The organism is Halostella litorea (assembly GCF_004785955.1).
Taxonomy (GTDB): Archaea; Halobacteriota; Halobacteria; order Halobacteriales; family Natronoarchaeaceae; genus Halostella; species Halostella litorea.
In genome coordinates this window covers 609,290-632,177 of the sequence record NZ_SJER01000001.1, presented here as the reverse complement: position 1 = coordinate 632,177, position 22,888 = coordinate 609,290, and the positions used below count along the sequence as shown (strand labels likewise).

The window sequence follows — 22,888 nt, the reverse complement described above, 5'->3', positions numbered from 1 at the left end:
TGCTGCCGATAATTGGGACAAGTCGGCAGCCGGACTCTGTGAAACCTACAGGAACCGCTGTTCGAGGAGGTCAGCCATCTCGCTCACGAACGTCCGGTAGTGGACACGTTCGCCGGGCTGGGGAGCGGGCTCTCGAGTGACTAGATCGGTGTCGCCGATGTCGTCAATGAGGTTGGTGTGGTCAACGACGACGAGCCCCGCGCCGTCAAGATTCGCACTCATTTCACCTTCGGAGCGGTCGATTGAGTCGAAGAGGTCAACGATTTCGCCGACGATCCGGTCGATGTTCGGGTGATCGGTGATGTCATCGGCGTCACGGGTCGGACTGTCGAACCGGTCGGCGATGTTGAGGAGCAGAATCCCGCATGTGATTGCTTGCTCGTGGTGTGAGTGCATTATGTCTGCGAAGCTGTTGATGTCTCGCTGACGGTTCCGGCGGGCCTTCTGGTGTTCGGTGATTATGCTCTTCGCGTCGCACGCCAGCCACACTTCACTCGGCGGGCCGACGGCCATCCCACCTTCGAGCGGCGCCTGTACGTCCCCGGCCGGCGGCCCCATCACGAGGTCGACGTTCCACCCGAGCCCCCGCGGGTCGCCCACGTCGTAGTCTTCGGCATACACGAGGTCGCCTTCACGTGCAGCTTCTGCGATGACGTCCGATTCGTGGATGAGATCGTCCACGAAGTAACGGGACTGTGCGCCGCCGTGACTGTCCGACCGAGGGTGGTAGGGGACGTTTTTCGGGTACTTCCACTCACGTTCCTGATTGAGCCACTTTACAATCCGCCTATCACCAAATTGGTGGTCATCCTGTTGTCTCGACATACCGCGAGCGTCTCGCGGGTAAATATTAGTTCCACTGGTCTCAGCAATACTGACCGCGTCTATTCTATTTCGGTGCCTCAGCCCCGCCGAAAATCGAAGAGTATCAACAAGGTTGATTAGGGCCACCCACGCATACCAGTTTAAATGACTCTTGAAGTAGAGGATGGGTCGTTCTTCATGGTACAGCTCCCCAACGGAAAAACGCTTCATCAAACCGAGGACGAGGCGATTGAGTACCTCCGAGATCGAGCAGAAGACGTCGATCCGGAGACGGACGATGTGAATGTCGTCCGTGTCTCCGTTGAGAACGAGGATTGGACAATCGCCGAGATGTCGTGGCAGAACATCGCTCTTCGCCTCATGGGGGGAGAATAGATGGACGTCAAAGAGGTCGACCCTAACGAACTGGAGATCGATCCGGTGAACGAGCGGCGAGAGAACGTGGGCCCACAGCAGGACGACGAATCGCTCGTGGACAGCATTCGGGAGCAGGGAGTGATTCAGCCTCCGATTACGCGAGAAGACAACGGCACATACAAGGTCGTAATCGGACAGCGTCGAACCTTAGCCGCCCAGACAGCCGGTGTTGAGCGCATTCCGATCGTCGTCGTCGACTACGATGATCAGGAAGCGATAGCGGCCAGTGTCACTGAGAACGTGGACGCGTTCAAGAAATCCGTCTCTCGCACCGACCGTGCTGCTGCAGTCCAACGGCTGATGGACATGAACGACTGGACGATCCGGGAGGTAGCAGACTATCTCGGAGTCGGTACTGGGACGGTCGATGACTGGCTCGAACGGACTCGCGACGAGTGGGAAGGAACAAGTGTCCACGTCGATAGTGCTGGCGACGACGGAACGTCTGAGACTCAGACCGAGGTCGAGTCGCCAGATGAGGGAGCGAACGAGATTAACGCTGAGTTCGATGAAGTCGACGATAAGTCGGTATCAGCGATTCGCCGTGTAACCGGTGGCGGCGAAGAAGGTGAGCAGATGGTGAAGAAGGTCGCCGAGAAGGATCTGAGTCAGTCGCAGGTTCTCGAAGCCACGAAGCGTGCCCGCCGTGGCGAGGAACTCGACGAAGTCGTCGAAGAGATGGCTCAGAAGCGACAAGAGCGTAAGGGTGAGATTCGGGTGAATGTGAGCGTCACGTTCACTGGCGACTACGGTGAGGGGCTCCGAGAGGCAGCCCGAGAGATGGGTACCTCTGAGGAGAACGTTGTTCGTGGAGCCATCGAACGGTATCTCGAAGACGAAGGCTACCTGTAACGCCGTATTCCATTTTCACTTTCTGCTCAACCATTAAGTGGCTTCTAGTCACACCTCTCAGTGAGATGAGTTCTACTAACATCGACATCGAGCCCATCGTTCGTGATGGGTACATCGAAGAACAGGGTCAACAGGCCAGCGTCAAGTACGTCCCGTACTCAGCTGCCTACTGTTTGCGCGCCGTCATGGAGATGGTGTCTCCCGAGAATATTCAGTTCGTCCGAGCTAAGCGACAACCTCGGCGTGATGTGGGTGACATAGATCTCGTGGCGAACTCACCGGTGTCGGACTTCGTGGAGGGGGTAAATACAGAGGGAAAGCGAGTAGATGTCCACTTCGACCGAGGAGACTACCTCAACGTGTTCCCGTGGAACGACGTGGAGGACATCCTTGACGAGAACGAGACGGCTTACGACCTCCCCGTCAGCAAGCTCGTGTTGCGGTTCGAGGATGAGGAGGGTGACTTCACCGACCTCTGGCGATCGAAGATCGACGACGCCATCGAGGATCCAAACTTCCCGTTGGACTGGATCGAGCCGCCGTTCTTCGTGGAGATGGAGTCGGCCGACCCGGGTGACTCGGACATCGCGGATCACGTCAAGGAGGTTCACGACGACCGTTACTTCCATCCGCGCTCGAATACCGTCAACGGCGAGCAAGGGTTGGGCCTTCGACCTCGGACGCTCGACGTTACAAGCGTTCAGTCCTTCGCAAACTGGACGAGTTCGACGGACGCCGAGCTACAAGCGTGGTCGGAGCGGCAGGTCGAGGAGTGGACGCCGGAGAAGGTCGAGAACCGGCTGATGAACTTCTTCAACCGGGACGTGCGGTACGCGGGAATGCTCTACGACGCGGCGATGACCAACCGGTTGGTGGACAAGATCTCTGACGAGCATATGGCCCCGAAGACGTTCAACTGGGTCGAAGACGAAGAGTGGATCCAGCAGTGAACTGATGAAGGAGATCGACTACCTCAAGCTCGATCCGGACGAGCTGGAGATCGACCCGGTAAACGAGCGGAAGTCGAACGTCCAGCCGCAGAAGGGCGAGAACTCCCTCGTCGATAGCGTCCGGAAGAAGGGTGTGATCCAGCCCATCGTCGTCCGCGAACGAGACGGTAACTACTACGTGGTCGCCGGTCAACGCCGGACTCTCGCCGCACAGATAGCTGGAATCGACGATATTCCGGCTCGGGTTATGGAGATGAACGACGCCGAGGCTCGAGTTGTCTCCATCACCGAGAACGCGGAGCCATTCAACAAGTCAGTCCCCCTCGACGATCGTGCGAAGGCGATCCGGAGTCTTCACGACGAAGAAGGGTGGAGTCAGGCCAAAATAGCGGAGAAACTCGACGTGAGCCAGCCGACGATTAGCAGGTGGATGGAACCCGTACACCCTGAGTGGGCTGGAACGCCGATTGACCCCGACGAGGACGGGGAGGTCAACGCAGGGGACATTCCTATCGGGAGCCTAAAACATATCAGGGAGAATACCGATTCCAAGGCGAAGCGAGAAGATCTGGTCAAGTTCGTCAAGGAGAAGAACATCAAGGAGTCGCTAGTGAAGCGGGCCGCTCGACGGGGCAGCGACGAGGACGATTTTGAGGAGAGACTGGAGGACATCTCCGAAGAGTTGCAAGATGGGGAGGAGACCGTGAAGACCAGCGTCAGATTCGCTGGCGACGAGGCGGAGCAGATCAAGCACGTGATGAAGGAGTACGGGAAGCCTCGGGACGAGGTGATCGAGGAACTGACTCGGAAGGGGTTGCAGAAGATCGGTCTACTCGACCAGCCTACCGCTCAACAGTGACTGATAGGTTCTGGTAGTTCGTCAACGTCCCGCGCTCTGCCTGAATACGTTCTTCGGCGATGTCGACGTACTCCGGCTCGAGTTCGATCGAGACTGAGTTCCTGCCGCACCGACTCGCGGCGACCGCTGTGGAACCCGTTCCTGCGAAGGGGTCGAGGACGGTGTCACCCACGAACGAGAACATCCTGATGAGGCGGTCGGCGAGATCCGACGGGTAGGGGGCGGGGTGGTCTTTCTGTCGTTCGCCCTTGATGTCGTCCCAGATCTGCCGGAACATCTTCTGGTGTTCGTCGGCCTCGATGGTCGACAGGATTCGCTGTTCGATGGAAGGACTGCGGTACCCGCCGTTGACCTTCCTAAACAGAAGGATGTACTCGATGTCGTTCTTCACGACCGCCCCGGGTTCGTAGGGCTTACCGAGGAATCGAGCATTCCCGCCGGCCTCCAGCGACGCGTTCCCGATTTTGTACCAGATGATCGGCGCGAGGTTGTCGAAGCCGAGATCGGTGGCGTGTTCTTGGATGGTGGCGTGGAGCGGGACGACGCGGTGGCGACCGTGTTCGGATCTCGAGCGGAGGACGTCGCCGACGACAACGCACAGGCGGCCGCCGGGGCGGAGGACGCGTTCGCACTCGCTCCAGACGTCGTCGAGAAGCTCGATGAACCGTTCGTAGTCGTCGATGTCCCCGAGCTGGCCGTCCTCCGGGGTCTCGTAGTCCTTGAGGTTGAAGTAGGGCGGAGAGGTGACAGCGAGGTCGACGGACTCGTCGTCGAGTTCCTTCAGCACGTTCCGCGAGTCACCTTGGTGGAGGTCGTGGTGGGATGGGAGGGACTTGACGGCCTGTTCGACTTCACCCATACGGCCTTGGTCACGGGCGAGAGAAGGAATTTCGCTCTTCAGTGCGTTGTCTTCCATCTCCAGCAAGTCCCGACACGAGTCCGGGACGTACTCGCGGAGATTGGGGGATTCAGACATTATCTTGTCTGATGGCGGTAGTCAAGTTTAAAAGTGTGCATAGGGCTGCACTCTGTCGACAGCCCGAACCTTTCTACACCGTTCAGATGTCGGGGAGGTGGTTTCTGCGCTGCTCCATCTTTTCGCGCGGCGTCCGCGCGTCGTAGTGCTTCGAGAGCGTGTCTCTCCCGACGTTCATCCGATCACTCACCACCCTCGGGGGCGTGTCTTGCTGTAGGTGGTGGGTGATCGCGCCCCGTCGGACTGCGTGCGGGGCGACGGAATCCGGACACTTGCTCGCCGACATTCGGGTCTGACCGTCGACGGCCTCGCAGCGGTCGGGGTCGCGGCCGTGCGGACACCCCATCCCGGCTTCGCACGGCCGGGTCATCTGGTACATCCAAGCTCGCACCGAGTTGTCGCTGGCCCGTCCGAATTTCGTCGTCAGCAGCGGGTCTCGTCCGTACTTGTCGCCGGCGTCGACGCGGTTCTCGTCGATGTAGTCCCGCAGCACGTTCGTTGTCGTTGTGTCCAACGCGACCTCCCGCTCGCCCCGGACGTTGTTCTTCAGCGGCGTGTCGGTGTCTGGACGGTGATTCAACTCGATGAACTGCTGTTCGAGGTGGACGTCAGGGAGGTCAATCCCGCGCAACGCACCCATCCGCATTCCAGTCGCCCACAAGACGCGAATCTCGACGTGCTTGTGGCTGGCGTAGTCGTACTTGCTTCGGTGCGTGAGGATCTTCTTGGCGTGTTCGGAGTCGAGGGTGTCCGTCCCGCGGGCGTCCTCATCGGATAGAGACGGACTGTTTACCGACTCCGGTAATTCGTCGTGGACGCCATCTATACTCGCACAGAACCGCAGGAACACGCGCAGCGTGTCCATCTGCGATTTCAAGGTCGCCGGTGCGAGTCCCTCCTGTTTCCGTGCGAGTTTGAACGTCTGCACGTCTCTTCCGCTCAGTTCGTTCAGGTTCTCGATTTCCTCGCCACGACACCAGTCGACGAACTGGTCGAGTCGGTAGCCGTGACTCTGAAGCGTAGCAGCTGAGACCTCGCCGCGGCGATCCTCGAGGTACATCTTTCGGCCCTGTTCGGGGTTCAGGTCTTCGAGATTCTCGGGTTCCGTCATTCTTGCCTCGTGGCTGGGGCGCAGTGGGCGGCCACGAGGGCTTGGGTAGCCGATCCCCAACGGGGAGTTGGTGGCCATATCTGGTGGAAGCCCGCCCGGCGCGGAGCGCCCGGCAGGAACCGCGAAACCGCGCTTGCGCAAAGCGCGTGGTGCAATTCGCGCCGGCCCACTACCTTTCCCGCACTCAACGAACGCCGAGCGACAGCGAGGCGTGCCGAGTGCGGGAAGTCGTGTCGCCAAGCGAATTCGAGCAGACGAGACGCGCGCAGCGAAGCGAGCACGTCTCGGCGAGTTCGAACTTCGCGCCGGGCCCACTTCTCCCGCATTTCCCAACGACCAGCGACCGTGGTGTCTTCCGGACGTTGCGAGCCGTTCCAGACGGGGCTTATGAGCTAGTCCCGAGCAGAAATTCCGGTAGGCAACTGGGGTTCAGAACCGTTGCATATCCGCGAACGCCAGTTCGGTACAGGCATACTCGTAGGTGGATAGCCCCTCGCTTTCGCAGTGCTCCCGGAGGTTTGCGGGAGCGACGTCGTCGCCCCGGGGACCTCCGTAGACGACGCTGACGGTCCCGTCGTCGTCGTCGACGTCCACGACGACCGCGAGGTCCGGGTCGTCGTGGGAGGGTTTGACCACGTAGTCCCCGACGACGTAGGGATTTTCCGCGAACTTCAGGTTCTCGTGTTTGTACGTGTAGAGGCTGACGTCCTGGTCGTCACAGTAGGAGGACAGCAGCGCGGCCGAGATATCCCGCCAGTCGCCCGGCCCCTCGTCGAGGGAACTCGGGAACGCGACCCTCACGGCCTCGCCGTCGAGTTCCTGGCCGTAGAGTTCCACCTGTGTCTCTGGCGGCAGCACCTCGACCACGACGCCGACGGATGCATCGGAATCCTCCCGTTTCCGGACCCGGTCGCCCGGCGCGAACGGGTTCTCGGGCGTCTGGTTCATGTTCGCCGTGTTCGGCCCGAGGTCCTGCAGGTCGTTCATCGGACGGGTCGCGAGGTGTTCCAGTTTCGCGGGCGAATCGCCGGAGAACCGCTCCTCCGTGGCCACCTTCGATTCCAGCGTGTCGACGTGCTCCCAGCCCAGCAGGATCAGACTGTCCTCGTTGTCGCGGTGCCAGACCATTACGATGATGTCGTCCTCCGAGTCGGACTCGACGAGTCGCTTCGGGAGAAACGCCGACACGTCCCGCGACGTCTTCACGTCGACCTCGTAGCCGAAGATCTCGAAGTCGTGCCCGGCGAAGCTCTCGGGGTTACAGCGCCGTATCGCGCCTTCGTTTTTCCACTCCCACATCTCCGTGGGGAGATACTCCCGACAGAACTGCTCGAACGCGATCTCACCGAGGTTCCCGATCCGCTTTACGTCGACCTCGTCGGCTCCCTGTTTCACTGCCTGGTGATGCGCACGTCGCTGGTCTATCTCGTCGGGGGTGAACTGGTACACGGGTCGAGGGTCGTCCGACAACGTCATGAAGGCTCTGACATGTCGGGTCGAACTACCCGAGGGACGGCCACGTCACACGAACTCGACGCTAGTGACCTCGATCCGCGCGCCGCCGTCGGCGCTCTCCGCGATGTGGACGTCCCACCCGTGTCCCTCGGCGACCTGGGCGACGATCGAGAGGCCGAGCCCGGTCCCGGTCTCCGACCCGGAAACCCCCTCGTCGAACGCGTTCTCGCGGATCCGGTCGGGGATGCCGGGACCGTCGTCGGCGACGTAGAAGCCGTCCGCGAGGTCGCCGACGGTGACGGTCAAGCCGCCCCGGCGTGCATGCGAGTCGCCCGGGGAGCCGTGTTCGACGGCGTTTCGAAACAGGTTCTCGAACAGCTGTCGAAGCCGGCTCCGGTCGGCCCGGACCGTTCGGGTCGTGTCGACGCTGAGCGTCGCGTCGTTCGTCTCGACGGCGTCCCAGCACTGCACGCAGAGGGTTTCGAGGGCGACCGGCTCCAGTTCGCCGACCGGGTCGCCCTCCCGAGCGAGGAGCAGCAGGTCGTCGATCAAGGCGTCCATCCGGTCCAGCGACTCCGACGCGGCCACGACGTGGTCGTCGTCGTCGCGTTCCTCCGCCGCGAGGGCGAGATAGCCGGTGGCCACGTTGAGGGGGTTCCGCAGGTCGTGGCTGACGACGCTCGCGAACCGGTCCATCTGCTCGTTCTTGCTTTCGAGTTCGGCGTTCGTGCGCTGCAGGCGGACGGAGTAGACGCCGACGGTCGCGCCGAACCCCGCCCCGAGGCTCAGCGACGCGACGACCGCGAGGACGAACGACGTCTCGAAGTAGCGGGTGACCTGGCCGAACCAGAACCCGACGAGGACGAAGACGAGGATACCGTACCCGCTCCAGGTAAACACCGTGCGTCGAACGTCAGCCGTCGACGGCTCGCCGTGGATCCGGCCGTACGCGACCAGCCCGACCCCGATCACGCCCGGGAGGCTCAACTGCGCCGCGGCGACTCGGAGCGGCACGCCGGCCACGGCCCCGGCGAGGGTCGTCCCCAGGAGGATACCGACCCCGAGCAGAACGAGCGGGTCCCTGTCCGTCTCGGATCCCATTACAGGTTGCGTGTCGCTGGATCGACAAACGTCTACTGGCTGTGGCCGTCGGGGACGGTCCGGCGTTGATCACGACGAGAATCGGGCGACAAGCCCAGATAATCCACAAACGTGGATCAGTCCCGCACCACTTTCGCTCCGATTCCCACAATGATATGTACCACCTCCCTGAATTACCGTTCGAATGACGCACCGACGCGTGACAGGCGTGGTGGGTGGTGTCGATGGCTGACTCGGGCGCGGCCGTCGAGCGGAGCGAGGCGGGGGTTCCGGAACTCGTCGTCGTCTGCGGGCCGCCGGGCGTGGGCAAGACGACCGTGTCGGAGGGTATCGTCGACCGCATCGACGGCGAGTTGCTCCGGACCGACGTGGTCCGCAACGACGTGGCCCCGGACCCGGAGTACACGCCAGAGGAGCGCGAGCGCGTGTACGACGAACTGTTCGCCCGCGGCCGCGAGCGGATCCGGCGGGGCGAGAGCGTCGTGTTCGACGGCACGTTCCAGCACAGCGAGCTCCGCCAGCGGGCGCGGGCGCTGGCGGCGGAACTGGGCGCGGAGTTTCGCTCGGTGAAAGTCGAGTGCGCGGAGCCGGTGGTCCGCGAGCGGATCCGTGCGCGCGAGGGCGGCGAGAGCGACGCCGACGTCGAGGTCCACGAGCTGATCCGCGAGGGGTTCGACCCCCTCGACGGCGACCACGTCACCGTCGACAACTCCGAGTCGCGCGCCCACACCGAACGCCAGATCGACCGCCACTTCTGAGCGCGCCGGCCGGTTCCAGGGCGGCCACGCCGGCCGACCGGGCCGGCCGAGTCGACGCGCCCGATCAGCGCGGCCCGTCGGCCTTGTGCTCGGTCCGCTTGGAGTGGCAGGTGGCACAGCGGTACTGGAACAGCCGGGCGGACTCGTCCTGCAGGCGCATCAGCGCGCCGCAGTTCGCACACCTCGGGAGCATGGGTGAACCTACGATAGAATAACATAATTGTTTTTCGTGTTTTCGGCCGTCCGCCGGCGGCCTTTTGCGGGGGCTGGCCCTACTGGCGGGCATGACCGACGACCTGGCCTGGGAGACGCTGGACAGCCGCGTGGCCTACGAGTGCCCGGGGTTCGACGTCGTGCGGGAGGACGCGCGGCTGCCGGACGGCACCGTCACCGACTTCGACTACCTCTCGGAGGGCGAGAGCGTGGTCGTGCTCCCCTTCACCCCGGACGGCGACGTGGTGGTGGTCGAGGAGTGGCGGCAGGCGGTCAAGCGGGTCAACCGCGCGCTGCCGGCGGGCGGGCTCGAACCCGTCGACGACGACCGCGACGACGCCGCGCGCCGCGAACTGGCCGAGGAGACGGGGTACGAGGCCGGGACCGTCGAGCGGCTGACGAGCGTCGAACCGGCGAACGGCTTCGCCGACGCGGTCTTTCACTACTACGTCGCCCGCGGCTGTACGCCCACCGGCGAGCAGTCGCTGGACGACGACGAGACGATCCGGGTCGACACCGCGGCGTTCGACGACCTCCGCGAGGCGGTTCGCACGGGCGAACTGCGGGACGGGCGGAGCGCGCTCGGCGTGCTGTACTACGCGCTGTTCGGGGCGGACGGCGCGGGCGACTGACCGTCCCGCGGCCGCCCCGCGAACCGCGCTCACCCGACCAGCGGCACGAGCGCGTGGCCGAGCGCCGCGAGGAACGCGGCGGCGACCGCGGCGACGACGCGCTTCGGCCGCCGGAGGAGGCCGGCCTCGGACGCCGCCCCGGCCAGGTAGCCGGTGAGCGGCAGCAGTTGCAGGGCGTGGAGTCCGACGAAGTGAGCCAGCCGGAAGTCGCCGCCGAGCGACCACCCGAGGACGGGCACCGTCGGTCCTGGCGCGGTCGCGCGCCCGCCGATCGCCAGCATCGCCCCGCCCTCCAGCGACCCGACGACGAACAGCGCGCCCCCGAGCAGGATCCCCAGTTGGAACGCGGGATGCACCCCGAAGTCGCGGCCCCGCGACCGGACGAGCAGGAGCGCGACCAGTCCGACGACCCCGAGGATGGTGACGCCCATCACGGCACCGACCGCGGTGTCGAGCGCCGTCGCGTCGTTGAAGTGCGACCCGACGCCGCGGGCGGCCTGTCCACCGATGAGCAGGATCTCCAGCACGAGTCCCGCGGCGATGCCGTGCGAGGCCCGCCGGACCCTCGACGCCGCGACCGGCAGGTGCTTGGAGAGCCAGCCGAGCGTGGCGGTGACGAGCGCGATCGCCCCGGCGAACTTGGCCGGCTTGAGCCACACCGGGTCGCCGGCGACGGTTCGCGGGTCGAGCGGGACGCCGGCGGCGAACGCGGCGAACAGCGCGGCGTTGAGCGCGGCGACCGCGAACAGGGGCGGGTTCCGACGGCGCAGTTCGGCGACCAGTGCGCGCGGACTGCTCCACCGGTCGGACCGTACCGCCTCCACGAGCGTCCGCAGGCGAGCGTGTCGTGCCATGGATCGAAACACCGAGGGACGAGGGGAACGCATTTCCCCAACATGATGGGATCGCCGTCCGACCCGGGAGGGGTCGCCGGATGATCAGGGCGGAGTTCCGGATCGAACTCCCGGAGACGACGTGGGTGTCGGAGGTGTCGCGGGCGTACCCGGACGCGACGTTCCGGCTTCTGACCGGACTCAGAACCGGCGATACGGCGGTCGAACTGGGCGAGGTCGCCGCCGACTCCCCGGCCGCGGTCGGCGACGCGATCCGCGACCACCCGTCGATAGCGGACTATCAGCGGTTGGACGCCGCCGAGGGGACCGTGCTGGCGCGGTACGAGACGTCCGACGTCGCGCTCTACGAGTTCGCCGCCGGGCCGGCGCTCGCGCCCGAGTACCCCGTCGTCGTCCGCGACGGGTGGTTCGAGTTCGACCTCACCGGCACCCGGACGGAGTTCGAGCGCCTCCGCGACGGGCTGGAGGCGTCCGACCTCGGGTACGAACTGCTCTCCATCGTCGGCGACGCCGACTCCGACGGCCTGCTCACCGACCGCCAGCGCGAGGTACTGGGGACGGCGCTCCGAATGGGGTACTTCGAGGTGCCGCGTGCGTGTACGCTGGCGGACGTCGCGGCGGCCCTCGACGTGGACAAGTCGACCGCGAGCGGCGTGTTGCGGCGCGGGGAGGCGCGCGTCCTCAAGCGGTTCCTGACGGGTCCCGGCCGGGAGCCGCCACGCTGACGCCGGGCCGCGCTCGGCGGGTCGGTCGGAACGGAATCCTTACCCCGGCGCCGCGGATACGACCGGGCAATGCGCGACAACTTCGAACTCCGCGACGCCGACGTCGCGGGCCGCATCGGGGAGCTTTCCGTCCCCCGGGCGGGGGTGACCGTCGAGACGCCGGCGCTGCTGCCGGTGATAAACCCCAACCTGGAGACGATCGCCCCCGCGCGGCTCGCCGACGAGTTCGGCGCGGAGATGCTGATCACCAACTCCTACATCATCCACGGGAACGAGGAGCTTCGGGAGCGGGCCCTGGCGGAGGGGCTCCACGCCATGCTCGACTTCGACGGCGCGATCATGACCGACTCCGGGTCGTTCCAGCTCTCCGTCTACGGCGAGATAGACGTGACGACCGAGGAGATCCTGACGTTCCAGCGGGACATCGGCTCGGACGTGGGGACGCCGGTCGACATCCCGACGCCGCCGGACGCCGCCCGCGAGACCGCCGAGAGCGACCTCGCGACGACCGAGGAGCGCATCGCGGAGGCCGAGACGGTCGACACCGGCGAGATGCTCGTCTCCGCGCCGATACAGGGGTCGACCTACACCGACCTCCGCGAGGCGGCCGCCCGGACCGCCGACGCCTCGTCGCTCGACGTGTTCCCGGTCGGCGCGGTCGTACCGATGATGAACGACTACCGCTACGCCGACATGGTCAACGTGGTCGCGGCGTCGAAACGGGGCCTCTCGCCGGACGCCCCCGTCCACCTGTTCGGCGCGGGCCACCCCATGATGTTCGCGCTCGCGACGGCGCTGGGCTGTGACCTGTTCGACTCCGCGGCCTACGCCATCTACGCCCGCGACGACCGCTACCTCACCGTGCGGAACACCCAGCACCTCGGGGACCTGGAGTACTTCCCCTGTTCCTGTCCGGTGTGTGCCGCCCACACGCCCGACGAGATCCGCGCGCTGGGCCGCGACGAGCGCGAGGAGAAGCTCGCCGCCCACAACCTCCACGTCTCCTTCGCGGAGATCCGCCGGATCAAGCAGGCGATCCGCGCTGGAAACCTACTCGAACTCGTCGAGGTCCGCGCCCGCGGCCACCCGGCGATGCTCGACGGCTACCGCGCGCTGCTGGACCACGCCGAACAGTTGGAGGCGGCGGACCCCGTATCGAAGGGCACTTTCTTCCACGTCTCCGCCGAGAGCGCGCGCCGCCCCGAGGTGCTACGCCACCGCGAGCGCCTCGACCGGCTCGACGCGCCTGCCGAACTGCTGCTCACGGAGGGGGCCGACGTGGAGGGGTACGACGCGACCTGGAGCCTCGCCCCGCCGTTCGGCCCCGTGCCGCCGGCGCTGTCACAGACGTACCCGCTGACGGCGGAGACGCCCGACCGGCTCGACGACGCCGCCCGCGCCGCCGCGGCCGACGCCGTGGCCCGCCTCGCCGAGCACAACCCCGGCTCCGACGTCACGGTCGCCCACTACGGCTGGCCGGACCACGTCCTGCGACGGCTGCCCGAGGGTGTCGAGCGGATCGACCTCGCTACGCGGCGCTGAGGCCGCCGCGGCCGCGCTGGCCCGGCCGCTTCCGCCGGTCGCGCGCTACGTCTCGGCGCGCATCCGCTCGTGGGCGCGTTCGAGGAAGGCGTCGGGCAGCTCCTCCACGTCGCCGACCTGCACCCGCCAGAGGTTCGCGTAGAGGCCGTCCGCGGCCAGCAGCTCCTCGTGGCCGCCCCGCTCGACTATCTCCCCGTCGTCGAACACGAGGATCGTGTCGGCGTCCCGCACCGTCGAGAGGCGGTGTGCGATGGCGAACGTCGTGCGGTCGGCCGTGAGGTCGTCCAGCCGCTCCTGGATGACGGCCTCCGTCTCGTTGTCGACGTGGCTCGTCGCCTCGTCGAGGACGAGTATCTCCGGGTCCTTGAGCAGCGCCCGGGCCAGGGCGATCCGCTGGCGCTGGCCGCCGGAGAGCTTCACGCCGCGCTCGCCGACCTCCGTGTCGTAGCCGTCGTCGAGTTCCGTGACGAACTCGTGTGCCCCGGCGCTTTTCGCGGCCGCCACCACGGCCTCGTGGTCGGCGTCCGCGCCGTAGGCGACGTTCTCCGCGACGGTGCCGGTAAAGAGGTACGGCTCCTGGGAGACGTAGCCGACGCGCTCGCGAAGGCTCCGCAGCGTCACGTCCCGCACGTCCTGCCCGTCGACGCGGACCGCGCCGTCGTCGACGTCGTACAGGCGCGGCAGCAGCTTCATCGTCGTCGACTTGCCCGCGCCCGTCGGGCCGACGAGGCCGACGAACGACCCCGGCTCGGCCTCGAAGGAGACGTCCGAGAGCGCGTCGTCCTCGGCGTCCTCGTAGCTGAACGTCACATCGTCGTACGTGACACGGCCCTCCCGGACGGTCAGTTCGTCGGCGTCCGGGTCGTCCTGCACGGCCGCCTCGCCCTCCAGCAGCGTCATCACGCGGGCCGCCGCGGCGCGGGCGTTCTGGTAGCCGTCGAGCACGCCGGCGAACTGGTACATCGGGAACTGGAAGCGGTTGCTGTACAGCAGGAACGTGACGAGCGTCCCGACGGACAGCTCCCACGTGAAAAACAGGGGCGGGCCGAACAGCACCCAGTACCCCCCGACGAGGAAGGTCAGCGCGTAGCCCACGGAGGTCAGCCCCGAGATGGAGCCGATGAGGCCGACGCGTTCGAGGAACGCCGACCACGCGATGTCGCGGTAGCTCGCGGAGGAGTCCTGCACGCGGTCGACCTCCTCGTCCTCGGTGCCGTAGGACTTGATCGTCTGGATCCCGCCGACGTTGTTCTCCAGGCGGCCGTTCAGTTTGCCGACGCGGGACCGCTTCTCTTCGTACTTCGGGGAGACGCGGCGCTCGAACAGCCGCGTCACGCCGAACAGCACGGGGAGGATGACCAGCGCGACGGCGGCCAGTTGCGCGTGGATCCACAGCATGAACAGCGCGATGCCGCCGGTCATCACGACCACGCGGATCCCCATCGAAACGATCTGGGTGAAGAAGTTCTCCAGCTTGTTCACGTCGTTGTTCAGCACGCTCATCACCTCGCCCGTCTGCACGTCGTCGTAGAACGCCAGGTCACGCTCCTGGGCGGCCTCGTAGGCGTCGACCCGCACCTCGTGCTGGAGGTGCTGGGCGAAGTGACCCCAGAGGTAGTCCGCGGTCGTGCCGAACACGAGCGACCCGAAGGACATCGCGACGATGAACCCGAGCGTGAACCAGAACTGGCCGGTCCGGCCGGCCGGGATCCACGCGTCCGGGAGGAACGCGATCTCGTAGGGCTGCGCGCCGGTAAACAGCGCGTCGATGGCGACGCCGAGGACGTACGGCAGCACCTGCCCGACCGCGACCGTCAGCACCGTCAGCAGGACGCCGGCCGCGACGTGGCCGCGGTAGCCGTCGCCGTATCGCCCCACCAGGGCGAGGAGGGCGCGACGGCCGTCCCTGTCGGTTTCGAGTTGGTCCATACGTCGAAACACACCGGTCGTCCAAAAAGCGTTGCCTGGGTGTGGGTGTAGTTGGCACCCCACGCCCCGGCCCGGATCGACGCGCTCATTCCCGCGGCCCCACAGAATGGGGGTATGACCGACTACTTCGAGGTCCACGAGCGCGACGGACCCGCCCGGGTGGCCGAGCTCCGGCTCGACGACCCGGTGACGACGCCGGCGCTCGTGGACGAGGCCGACCGCGCGGGCGACGCTTCCGGCGGCGACCGCGTCAACCGTATCCTCGCCGACGCGGGCAGCCTCTGGACCGCCGACCGCGACCTCCCGGAGGGCGACGGAGCGGCGCTTACCGTGCTGCCACACCGCGCGTTCCCGTCGGGGACCGCCGACGAGGTCCAGGAGTCGTTCGCCGTCGACCACCCCGAGGTCGACTACCCCAACGCCGCCGTCGTCTCGCCGGACACAGCCGACGACTTCGGCGCGGACGCCTACGTCGTCTCGGGCGCGCAGGGCTTCGTCGGCCACGGCGAGGCGTTCCGCGACGCGGTCGTCGACGTCCGCGAGGCGGTCCCCGCGGACGCGGCGCTGTACCTCCCGGGCGTGGCGACGCCGGGCAACGTCGCGACGCTCGCGTACGCCGGCGTCGACCTCGTCGACCCGCACCGCGCCGTCGTGAAGGGGACGCAGGGCAAGTACCTCACGACGGACGGCGAGGCGTTCCTGGCGGACCTGACCGAACTCCCCTGTGCCTGTCCGGCCTGCCGGACGCCCGTCGACGAGTTCGACCGCGACGACTGCGCCGAGCACAACGTCAACGCGCTGGCGGCCGAACTCGCCAGGGTTCGCGAGCGGATCCGCGCGGGGCGGCTCCGCGACTACGTCGAGGGGCAGGCCCGCCACGAGCAGTGGCTCACCGCTGCGTTCCGCGAGTTCGACGGGCAGTGGGAGTACGTCGAGGAGCGCACGCCCGTGTTCCGAAACTCGGAGATCGCCGCCACGACCGAGGACACGCTCCGGCGCGTGGAGATCCAGCGCTTCGCCGACCGCGTCACCTCGCGGTACCGCAACCGGTTCGACAACCCGCTGGTGCTCGTCCCCTGCTCGGCGCGCAAGCCCTACAGCGAGTCCCAGAGCCACGGCCAGTTCCACGACGCCGTCCAGTTCCGCGCCCACACCGTCTCGATGACATCGCCGATCGGCGTCGTCCCGCAGGAACTGGAACTCACCTACCCGGCCCAGCACTACGACGCCGCGGTGACGGGCCGCTGGTCGGCCGACGAGACGGAGTTCGTCGCCTCGGTGCTCCGCCGGTACCTGCAGCGCAACGAGTACCCGCGGGTGATCGCCCACGTCCCCGACGAGGGGTACCGCGAGGTGTGCGAGCGCGTGGAGGCGGACCTCGATGTCGACTTCGAGTACACCGTCGAGGACCACCCGACGACGACCGAGTCGCTCGGCAACCTCTCGGCGACGCTCGCGGGCGAACTGAAGTTCTCGAAGCGGGAGCGCGAGCACAACACCGTCCGCGCCATCGCCGACTACCAGTTCGGCCCGGGCGCCGGCGACGCCGTCTTCGGGGACATCTCGACGCAGAGCCGCTACCCGAAGCTCCGGGTGCACGACGGCGGCGGCGAGCAACTGGCCGCGATGGTGCCCCAGTACGGCCTGCTGGCGTTCACGCTGGCCGGCGCGCGCCGCTGGGTCGACAGCGACGCGCCGACCAAGCGCGTGTCGATAGACGGGTTCGTCCCGCACGGGAGCGTCCTCGCGCCGGGCGTCGTCGAGGCCGACGACGACGTCCGCGTCGGCGACGAGGTGGTGATCGAGGGGCCGAAGGCGTTCGCCGTCGGCCGCGCCCGGATGTCCGGCCCGGAGATGTGCGAGAGCACTCGGGGCGTCGCCTGCTCGGTCCGACACGTCGACGAGAAGTAGCTACTCCACGAGGCGGCCGATCGACCCGGAGTCGTGTCTGCAGACGCCGTCGACCGCCGTCGAGAGGCAGATACGGCCGTTCCAGTCGCATTCCGCCATCGCGGCGTTGACCCGCTCCATCGCGTCGAACAGGCAGCGGAGGGCCTCGTCCCGCGTCGACACGCCGCCGACGCGGAAGTCGTGTTCGGCCTCCCCGGTGCGCTGGCGACCGGACAGGTGCCACGCGCCGTTCTCGCGCGTCGCCGACAGCCGTAGCTCGCCGCCCTCGCGGACGAAGGTGATCTCGTCGTCCCCGTTCCGTCGCCGGGTCCACCCGGACGGGAGGTCCGGCGCGTCGGGGACTGCCGCCGGCTCGTCCGGGGCGCTGGGCCGGTCGCGGCGCGTCATCGCGCGCCGCAGCCGGTCGGTCTCGGCGTCCGAGTCCGGTACGCGCTTCCGATCCCGCTCGCGCTGACGGCCTATCGTCGCGTCTTCTGTGGGTTTCACGTCACCAGTTCGTACTCCCATTTGGGGCATAAACCTCCGATACCGTTCCGTACCGTTCCGTTCGCCGGCGACCGCCGCCCCCGGAGTACAGACCGGATTACACGTAGGCACGCTGACGCTACTCCGCGGCCCCCGGGGGGAGATAAGCCGGGCTTACGCGGCGACGGACGCCGAAAGCCCGGCCTAGCCGCCGAAACGGTCCCGTCACGGGTGGCGGTCCGGCGTCCGCACGGCCCCGCGGCGACGGCGGGGTTTTTGGTCGCCGGGACCGACCGTGGCGTATGGACGAACTGACGCTCTCGGTGCCGAAACCCATCCTCGAATCGCTGCCCGCCGACGGCGAGTCGGCCGGTCAGGACATGCGACGCGCCGTCGAGGGCTGGGAGGACCGGATCAACCGGGCGCTCGCGGCCGCCGAGGACGACCGCGAGGCGGCGACCTACGTCGCCGACGCCGTCGAGCGCTTCGAGACCCGCGCGGAGCGGTTCGACGAGTTCGTGCCGGAACTGCGCGCCTGGGGCCAATCCCCCATTTACGCCATCGCCTGGCGCAACCTCTACGCCGACCTGATAGAACAGGTGTACGAACACGACGACGTGGCGGCCGAACTGGACCGCGAGCGCAACGCCCGCCTCGTGGAGGACGGCATCCGGCTCGGCGACACCTGACCCGGCCGCCAGCGCCGCCCGCCCCGGTCGCCACGCGCGACCCGCGGCCGCCGCGGCGGAGGTTTAAGCCGCGGCCGCCCTACTGTGCTACCACATGGAGATCGAGTTGCGGACCTTCGCCACCTTCCGGGACGCGGTCGGCCGGAAGGAGGTCGACCTGACCTACGACGACGGGCCGACGACGGTCGGGACGGTGCTCGCCGACCTCGAAGCGACGTACGACGGCCTGGACGGCCAGCTGCTCGCAGACGGCGAGATCCGGCCGCAGTTGAGCATCCTCAAGAACGGCCGGGAGGTGATCCACCTGGAGGGGACCGAGACGGCGCTGGAGGACGGCGACGCGCTTTCGATCTTCCCGCCCGTCGCCGGCGGGGGAACCGACCGCCGCACCCGGTCGTTCCGCGGCATCTCCGAGCGCCTCGCGGTCCGATATCTGGAGAACCTCGGCGGCGAGCGGGTCGACGACGGCGCCGTCGAGGGCGACGGCTGGCGCGCCACGCTGTCGGCCGAGAAGGTCGCGATCGGGCCGTCGCTGTCGCTGACCGAGGTGACCGTCGAGTTCGAGGGCGACGACGGGACGCTCGACTCGCTGGTCGAACGGTTCGCGCAGAAGGCGATGCGCGCCGGGGGATGAGCGGGAGCGACGCGTCGGGCGACCCGCTCGACGGCGAGGTGTTGCTGATGGCGGGCGCGAAAGCCAGCGTCGCGCCCGAGCGGCTGCCGGCGCTGGTCGACCGGGTGCAGGCCGACCTCGGCCCGCGCATCGACGAGTACCGCCGGCGGTACGAGTGCGTCCACGAGGACGACGACCGCGCGGCGTTCCTCGCCGACGCCGACCACTGGGAGCGGGTGGGCGAGGAACTCGACCTCCACCGCCGCGAGCGCGACGCACTCGCCCGGGCACACGCCGAACAGGTCCGGCGGATCGGCCGGAAGACCGACCGCGAGGCCGCGATGGACTCGGCGCTGGAGATACGGTCGGCGGTCGTGGTCGGCACGTCGTCCGAGGAATGAAAAACCGGCCCGCGTCGTTCTTCCCGCTCAGTCGTCGACTATCCAAGCGAGACTGCGGTATCTCGGGGTCTATCGACCCACTCGATACCCCTCAGTCGTCGCTCTTCCCGTCCGAGACCGCAGTCTCGGGCAGGCCCCTCGACCGATCAGTCGTCGGACGGGGCCGCCGCCCCGCCGCTGCTCACGCCGGTGCCGGGGCCGAGTTCGATGCCGAGTTCGTCCAGTTTCTCGTCGGGCACGACGCCGTCCTCCCAGTCGCGGACCTCGTAGTACTCCGCCTTCATCTCGTCGAGTTCGCAGTACTGGCCCTCGCTTGCACCCTGGCCGCGGATGCCGTCCTCGAGGAACCGGTCCGGGAGCGTGTCGTCCTCGCCGTCGAAGCCGTTGAGGTTGTTGTAGTACCGTTCGAGGTTGTAGATCCGCTCGCCGGCCTCCAGTAGCTCGTCCTCGCTGTAGTCGAGGCCGGTCATCCCGTTGTACTGGAGCACGTACTCCTCGACGCCCTCCGCGAACGCGTTGAACTTGCAGATGTCGAAGGAGTCGGAGATGGCGTGCATGTCCTGGAACGTGGCACAGAGTTCGCCTTTGCCTTTCCAGTCGTACGGGTCGACCTTCTCCGGGATGCCCAGGATCTCGGCGGCGGGCGTGTAGCCGCGCAGGTGGCACGCGCCGCGGTTAGAGGTGGCGTAGCCGATCCCCATCCCCTTCATGGCGCGCGGGTCGTAGGCGGCGATCGCCTGCCCCTTCACGTCGAGGCGGCAGTCGTGGGCACCGATCTCCTCGGCCATGCGGCGCTGGCCCTTCGAGAGCAGGTCCGCGAGGTCGTCCTCGCGGTGGGCGACGCGCTCTATCATGTCGATCATGGTCTCGGAGTCGCCCCAGTCGATCCCGTCGCCGAGGTCGTCGAGGTAGCCCTTCTCGGTGGCCTCCATCGCCATCGCCATGATGTTGCCCATCTCGATGGTGTCGACGCCGAGGTCGTTACACCGGTCGAGCATCACCGCGATCTTGTCGCGCTCGTCGGTCATGGAGTTCGGGCCGAGCGCCCAGGCGGACTCGTACTCGTAGGACTCCATCCGGACGTTCATCTCCTCGCCCTTGTGGTGGACGTCGACCTCGACCTCCTTCTTGCAGGCGACCGGACAGGAGTGGCAGGTCGGCTCGTCGACGAGGATGTTCTCGCGGACGTTCTCGCCGGAGACCTTCTCCGAGTCGATGTTCGGCACGTCCGGGTCCTCCTCGGCCTCCGAGGAGGTGGAGGTGTAGCGGCCGTTCCGGGTCGGCAGGCCGTCCATCTCCTCGGTGATGTTCATCAGCACGTTCGTGCCGAACTGCGAGAGGCCGCCCTCGTTGGGCGCGGTGACGTCGGACTCCTGGATGGCCCGCATCGCCTGCTTGTGGCCCTCCTGGAACGTCTCCGGGTCGGCCGGCTTCGGCATCTTCGTGCTGGATTTCACGACGACGGCCTTGAGGTTCTTCGACCCCATCACCGCGCCGGTGCCGCCGCGGCCGCTCGCGCGGTCGTCCTCGTTGATGATGCAGCCGAATCGGACGCCGTTCTCGCCGCCCTGGCCGATCGCCATCGCGGAGAGGTTCTTGCCGTACTGGCCCTCTACCTCCCCTTCGATGTCGTCGAGCGTGTCGTGGACGCCCTGGCCCCACAGGTCCGAGGCGTCGCGGAGTTCGACCTCGCCGTCCTCGACGTAGGCGTACACGGGGTCGTCGGCCTGCCCCTCGAACAGCAGGCCGTCGAAGCCGGCCCACTTCAGTCGCGCGCCCGACCAGCCGCCGTGGTGGGAGTCCGTGACGGTGCCCGTCAGCGGCGACTTCGTACAGACGGCGATGCGCCCGCTCATCGTCGTCTGGGTCCCCGTCAGCGGCCCGTTCATGAACGCCAGCAGGTTGTCGGGGCCGAGCGGGTCCACGTCCGGACCCTGCTCGAAGACGTACTTCACCCCGAGCCCGCGCGCGCCGATGTACTTCTTCGCGTCCTCGGTGTCGATGCCCTCGTAACGTACGTCTCTCCCCGACAGGTCGACCCGAGCGACCCTGTCGTGGAAGCCTCCGATATCGGTCATTGTAAGGTACGATTGTTACATACGGGCCGCAACCCGTTAGCCGTTAGCATACCGACGTAACCGAATACGGTTACGCGGGGGTCGCCGCCGACCGGTGGGATTACGGGCCGTCGATCCGAGGCACCGGACATGGCGGAGACGGAACTGGGAACGGAGATAGACCGGTCGACGGTCCGCCGCCTGCCGCCGCGGCGGTACCGGGTCGCCGCCGCGCTCGCCGTCGCGGCGGTCCTGACCGTCGGATCCCTCGTGCCGACGGGCGGCAGCCTGTCGATTTCGGGGCCGCTGGGCCTCCTCGGGGCCGACAAGTGGCTCCACGGGATCGCTTACGCGGGGCTGGCCGGGACGACGGCGTTCGCGCTGGTCGAGGACGTGCGGGTCGACGTCCGGCTGGCCGCGCGGACCGGGGCCGGGGCGGTCGCCTACGGCGTCGGCATGGAACTACTTCAGGCGGCGCTGCCCTACCGGACGTTCTCGCTGGCGGACGCCGCGGCGAACTGCGTCGGCGCGGCCGTCGGCGTCGCGCTCGCGCTGCTGGTCCTCCGCGCGCTGTAGGCCGGCGGCCCGCGAGCGGCGGCGACCGGCTACGCCCGACAGACCGCCAGCATGTGCGGCGACACGTCCGCGAGCGTCCCGTCGGTCCGCAACAGGTCGTTCAGCGCCCGAACCGTGTCGCGGGCGTCGTCGTCGAGTTCCTCGAAGTGTGACCGGCGGAGCGCTGCGACGCCCTCCAGCGCCGCGACGCGCTCGACCGCCAGCCCGGCCCCGTCGAGCAACTCCTCGAACTCGTCGCGCCGGAAGAAGTGGCAGTCGAAGATGACCGGCTCCATCCCGTTTCGCTCGGCGAGGTCGGCGGTGTAGTCGCGCTCCCGGACGAGGTCGGGCATCAGCGCGAGGTCGTCGACCTCCGGCTCGACCCGGCCGGCGTACTGGACGGTGATCATCACCGCGCCGAGCAGCCCCATCACGGAGGCGAAGACCGGGCCGTCCGGGACCGTCACCCGGCGGAGTTCGCTCGCGCCCTCCCGCCGCTCGTCGGCGTCGAGGACGTGCGACAGCGGCCCGCCCAGACACAGCGTCGCGTCGAAGGCGTCGTCGGCCGCCTCCAGGTCCCGCACGTCGCCGTCGCGGACGGTGACGCGGTCGGAAACGCCGCGCTCCGCCAGTTTCTCGCGGGCGATGTCGCGCTGCGCGCCGCTCGGCTCGACCAGCGTCACGTCGTACCCGTGCTCGGCGAGCCAGACGCTGTACCGGCCCGCCGCGCCGCCGACGTCCGCGACCCGGGGCGGGTCGTCCGGGTCGTCGACCGGCGGGAGGTGTGTCTCCAGTTGCTCGACGGTCCCCTCCCACTCCAGCCGGTGGAAGAAATCCCGGTCGAGGCGCTCCCACTCCCGCTCCCCGTAGTCGTCGTAGTACGTCTCGGGGTCGGTCCTGTCGGGGTCGACCATACGCGAAGGGGAGGCGCTCCCGACAAAGTATCTACGATTTCACAGGAGCCGCCCCCGGCGGCCCCGCGAGACGAAGTCGCTTTA

Annotated in this window: 24 protein-coding genes and 1 pseudogene; 14 read left to right on the top strand and 11 right to left on the bottom strand. The window is 67.4% G+C overall.

The genetic code is table 11. The annotated features are described in order from the left end of the window. Positions 1-45 precede the first annotated feature (45 nt). The gene (locus tag EYW40_RS08760) at positions 46-825 is read right to left on the bottom strand and encodes a hypothetical protein (RefSeq protein ID WP_135821231.1); all 780 of its coding nucleotides are present in this window, start codon (positions 823-825) and stop codon (positions 46-48) included. 144 nt (positions 826-969) lie between these two features. Here EYW40_RS08760 and EYW40_RS08755 point away from each other — a divergent pair, with 144 nt between their 5' ends. The 4 genes from EYW40_RS08755 to EYW40_RS08740 all read left to right on the top strand — a co-directional run bounded on the left by EYW40_RS08755 (position 970) and on the right by EYW40_RS08740 (position 3,903). Next, entirely contained in the window at positions 970-1,200 is a 231-nt protein-coding gene (locus tag EYW40_RS08755; RefSeq protein ID WP_135821230.1) for a hypothetical protein, read from the top strand. Beyond that, positions 1,201-2,094, top strand: a complete 894-nt coding sequence (locus EYW40_RS08750; RefSeq protein ID WP_135821229.1) for a ParB/RepB/Spo0J family partition protein — start codon at positions 1,201-1,203, stop codon at positions 2,092-2,094. It abuts the gene before it with no gap. 65 nt (positions 2,095-2,159) lie between these two features. Continuing rightward, positions 2,160-3,044, top strand: a complete 885-nt coding sequence (locus tag EYW40_RS08745; RefSeq protein WP_135821228.1) for a hypothetical protein — start codon at positions 2,160-2,162, stop codon at positions 3,042-3,044. Positions 3,045-3,048: 4 nt separating this feature from the next. After that, positions 3,049-3,903 carry a ParB/RepB/Spo0J family partition protein gene (locus EYW40_RS08740; RefSeq protein WP_135821227.1) on the top strand — a complete coding sequence of 285 codons (855 nt, stop codon included), beginning with the start codon at positions 3,049-3,051 and terminating at the stop codon, positions 3,901-3,903. On the opposite strand, the gene EYW40_RS08735 is transcribed toward EYW40_RS08740, so the two are convergent. The 4 genes from EYW40_RS08735 to EYW40_RS19950 form a co-directional block, all read right to left on the bottom strand. Beyond that, on the bottom strand, positions 3,887-4,879 hold the full coding sequence (locus EYW40_RS08735) for a DNA-methyltransferase (RefSeq protein WP_135821226.1): 993 nt from the start codon (positions 4,877-4,879) through the stop codon (positions 3,887-3,889). The genes EYW40_RS08740 and EYW40_RS08735 overlap by 17 nt on opposite strands. Before the next feature lie 82 nt (positions 4,880-4,961). Next, positions 4,962-5,990 (bottom strand): tyrosine-type recombinase/integrase, encoded by a 1,029-nt coding sequence (locus EYW40_RS08730; protein ID WP_135821225.1) that lies wholly within the window; start codon positions 5,988-5,990, stop codon positions 4,962-4,964. Between the two features lie 429 nt (positions 5,991-6,419). Further along, on the bottom strand, positions 6,420-7,439 hold the full coding sequence (locus EYW40_RS08725) for a DUF7961 domain-containing protein (RefSeq protein ID WP_135821224.1): 1,020 nt from the start codon (positions 7,437-7,439) through the stop codon (positions 6,420-6,422). Between the two features lie 72 nt (positions 7,440-7,511). Next, positions 7,512-8,546 (bottom strand): sensor histidine kinase, encoded by a 1,035-nt coding sequence (locus tag EYW40_RS19950; protein WP_202614487.1) that lies wholly within the window; start codon positions 8,544-8,546, stop codon positions 7,512-7,514. 224 nt (positions 8,547-8,770) lie between these two features. Here EYW40_RS19950 and EYW40_RS08715 point away from each other — a divergent pair, with 224 nt between their 5' ends. After that, positions 8,771-9,304, top strand: coding sequence for a P-loop nucleotide/nucleoside kinase family protein (locus EYW40_RS08715; protein WP_135821223.1), 534 nt, complete (start codon positions 8,771-8,773; stop codon positions 9,302-9,304). Between the two features lie 64 nt (positions 9,305-9,368). Here the strand turns inward: EYW40_RS08715 and EYW40_RS20305 are convergent, their stop codons facing one another. Then, entirely contained in the window at positions 9,369-9,497 is a 129-nt protein-coding gene (locus EYW40_RS20305) for a hypothetical protein (RefSeq protein WP_259370027.1), read from the bottom strand. 91 nt (positions 9,498-9,588) lie between these two features. On the opposite strand from EYW40_RS20305, the gene EYW40_RS08710 reads away from it, so the two are divergent. Next, on the top strand, positions 9,589-10,149 hold the full coding sequence (locus EYW40_RS08710; protein ID WP_135821222.1) for an NUDIX domain-containing protein: 561 nt from the start codon (positions 9,589-9,591) through the stop codon (positions 10,147-10,149). 29 nt (positions 10,150-10,178) lie between these two features. Here the strand turns inward: EYW40_RS08710 and EYW40_RS08705 are convergent, their stop codons facing one another. Beyond that, on the bottom strand, positions 10,179-11,003 hold the full coding sequence (locus tag EYW40_RS08705) for a hypothetical protein (protein WP_202614486.1): 825 nt from the start codon (positions 11,001-11,003) through the stop codon (positions 10,179-10,181). An 80-nt stretch (positions 11,004-11,083) separates the two neighbouring features. Between EYW40_RS08705 and EYW40_RS08700 the strand changes: the two genes are divergently transcribed. Both EYW40_RS08700 and tgtA read left to right on the top strand, forming a co-directional pair. Continuing rightward, complete coding sequence (locus EYW40_RS08700; protein WP_135821221.1) at positions 11,084-11,728, top strand: helix-turn-helix domain-containing protein; 645 nt, start codon at positions 11,084-11,086, stop codon at positions 11,726-11,728. Positions 11,729-11,797: 69 nt separating this feature from the next. Further along, a complete protein-coding gene (gene tgtA / locus EYW40_RS08695) occupies positions 11,798-13,270 on the top strand; it encodes a tRNA guanosine(15) transglycosylase TgtA (RefSeq protein WP_135821220.1) in 1,473 nt (490 codons plus the stop codon). A gap of 45 nt (positions 13,271-13,315) precedes the next feature. Here tgtA and EYW40_RS08690 read toward each other — a convergent pair whose 3' ends face one another. After that, positions 13,316-15,199, bottom strand: a complete 1,884-nt coding sequence (locus EYW40_RS08690) for an ABC transporter ATP-binding protein (RefSeq protein WP_135821219.1) — start codon at positions 15,197-15,199, stop codon at positions 13,316-13,318. A 114-nt stretch (positions 15,200-15,313) separates the two neighbouring features. Between EYW40_RS08690 and arcS the strand changes: the two genes are divergently transcribed. Continuing rightward, a complete protein-coding gene (arcS, locus tag EYW40_RS08685; protein ID WP_135821218.1) occupies positions 15,314-17,110 on the top strand; it encodes an archaeosine synthase subunit alpha in 1,797 nt (598 codons plus the stop codon). Here the strand turns inward: arcS and EYW40_RS08680 are convergent, their stop codons facing one another. Further along, positions 17,111-17,596: a hypothetical protein gene (locus EYW40_RS08680; RefSeq protein WP_135821217.1), complete on the bottom strand. Its 486-nt coding sequence runs from the start codon at positions 17,594-17,596 to the stop codon at positions 17,111-17,113. A 281-nt stretch (positions 17,597-17,877) separates the two neighbouring features. Here EYW40_RS08680 and EYW40_RS08675 point away from each other — a divergent pair, with 281 nt between their 5' ends. The 4 genes and pseudogenes from EYW40_RS08675 to EYW40_RS08665 all read left to right on the top strand — a co-directional run bounded on the left by EYW40_RS08675 (position 17,878) and on the right by EYW40_RS08665 (position 19,278). Then, the gene (locus tag EYW40_RS08675; RefSeq protein ID WP_135821216.1) at positions 17,878-18,264 is read left to right on the top strand and encodes a DUF7971 family protein; all 387 of its coding nucleotides are present in this window, start codon (positions 17,878-17,880) and stop codon (positions 18,262-18,264) included. 94 nt (positions 18,265-18,358) lie between these two features. Continuing rightward, positions 18,359-18,637 (top strand): annotated as a pseudogene (locus EYW40_RS19945) (ubiquitin-like small modifier protein 1); the annotation flags it as partial. Further along, the gene (locus EYW40_RS20385) at positions 18,614-18,898 is read left to right on the top strand and encodes a MoaD-like domain-containing protein (RefSeq protein ID WP_202614525.1); all 285 of its coding nucleotides are present in this window, start codon (positions 18,614-18,616) and stop codon (positions 18,896-18,898) included. The pseudogene EYW40_RS19945 and the gene EYW40_RS20385, both read left to right, overlap by 24 nt. After that, entirely contained in the window at positions 18,895-19,278 is a 384-nt protein-coding gene (locus EYW40_RS08665; protein ID WP_135821214.1) for a DUF8048 family protein, read from the top strand. Before EYW40_RS20385 ends, EYW40_RS08665 begins: the two co-directional genes overlap by 4 nt. Before the next feature lie 146 nt (positions 19,279-19,424). Here EYW40_RS08665 and EYW40_RS08660 read toward each other — a convergent pair whose 3' ends face one another. After that, positions 19,425-21,356: an aldehyde ferredoxin oxidoreductase family protein gene (locus EYW40_RS08660; RefSeq protein ID WP_135821213.1), complete on the bottom strand. Its 1,932-nt coding sequence runs from the start codon at positions 21,354-21,356 to the stop codon at positions 19,425-19,427. A gap of 129 nt (positions 21,357-21,485) precedes the next feature. On the opposite strand from EYW40_RS08660, the gene EYW40_RS08655 reads away from it, so the two are divergent. Further along, positions 21,486-21,911 (top strand): VanZ family protein, encoded by a 426-nt coding sequence (locus tag EYW40_RS08655; RefSeq protein ID WP_202614485.1) that lies wholly within the window; start codon positions 21,486-21,488, stop codon positions 21,909-21,911. A 29-nt stretch (positions 21,912-21,940) separates the two neighbouring features. On the opposite strand, the gene EYW40_RS08650 is transcribed toward EYW40_RS08655, so the two are convergent. Continuing rightward, positions 21,941-22,804: a class I SAM-dependent methyltransferase gene (locus EYW40_RS08650; protein ID WP_135821212.1), complete on the bottom strand. Its 864-nt coding sequence runs from the start codon at positions 22,802-22,804 to the stop codon at positions 21,941-21,943. Positions 22,805-22,888 lie beyond the last annotated feature (84 nt).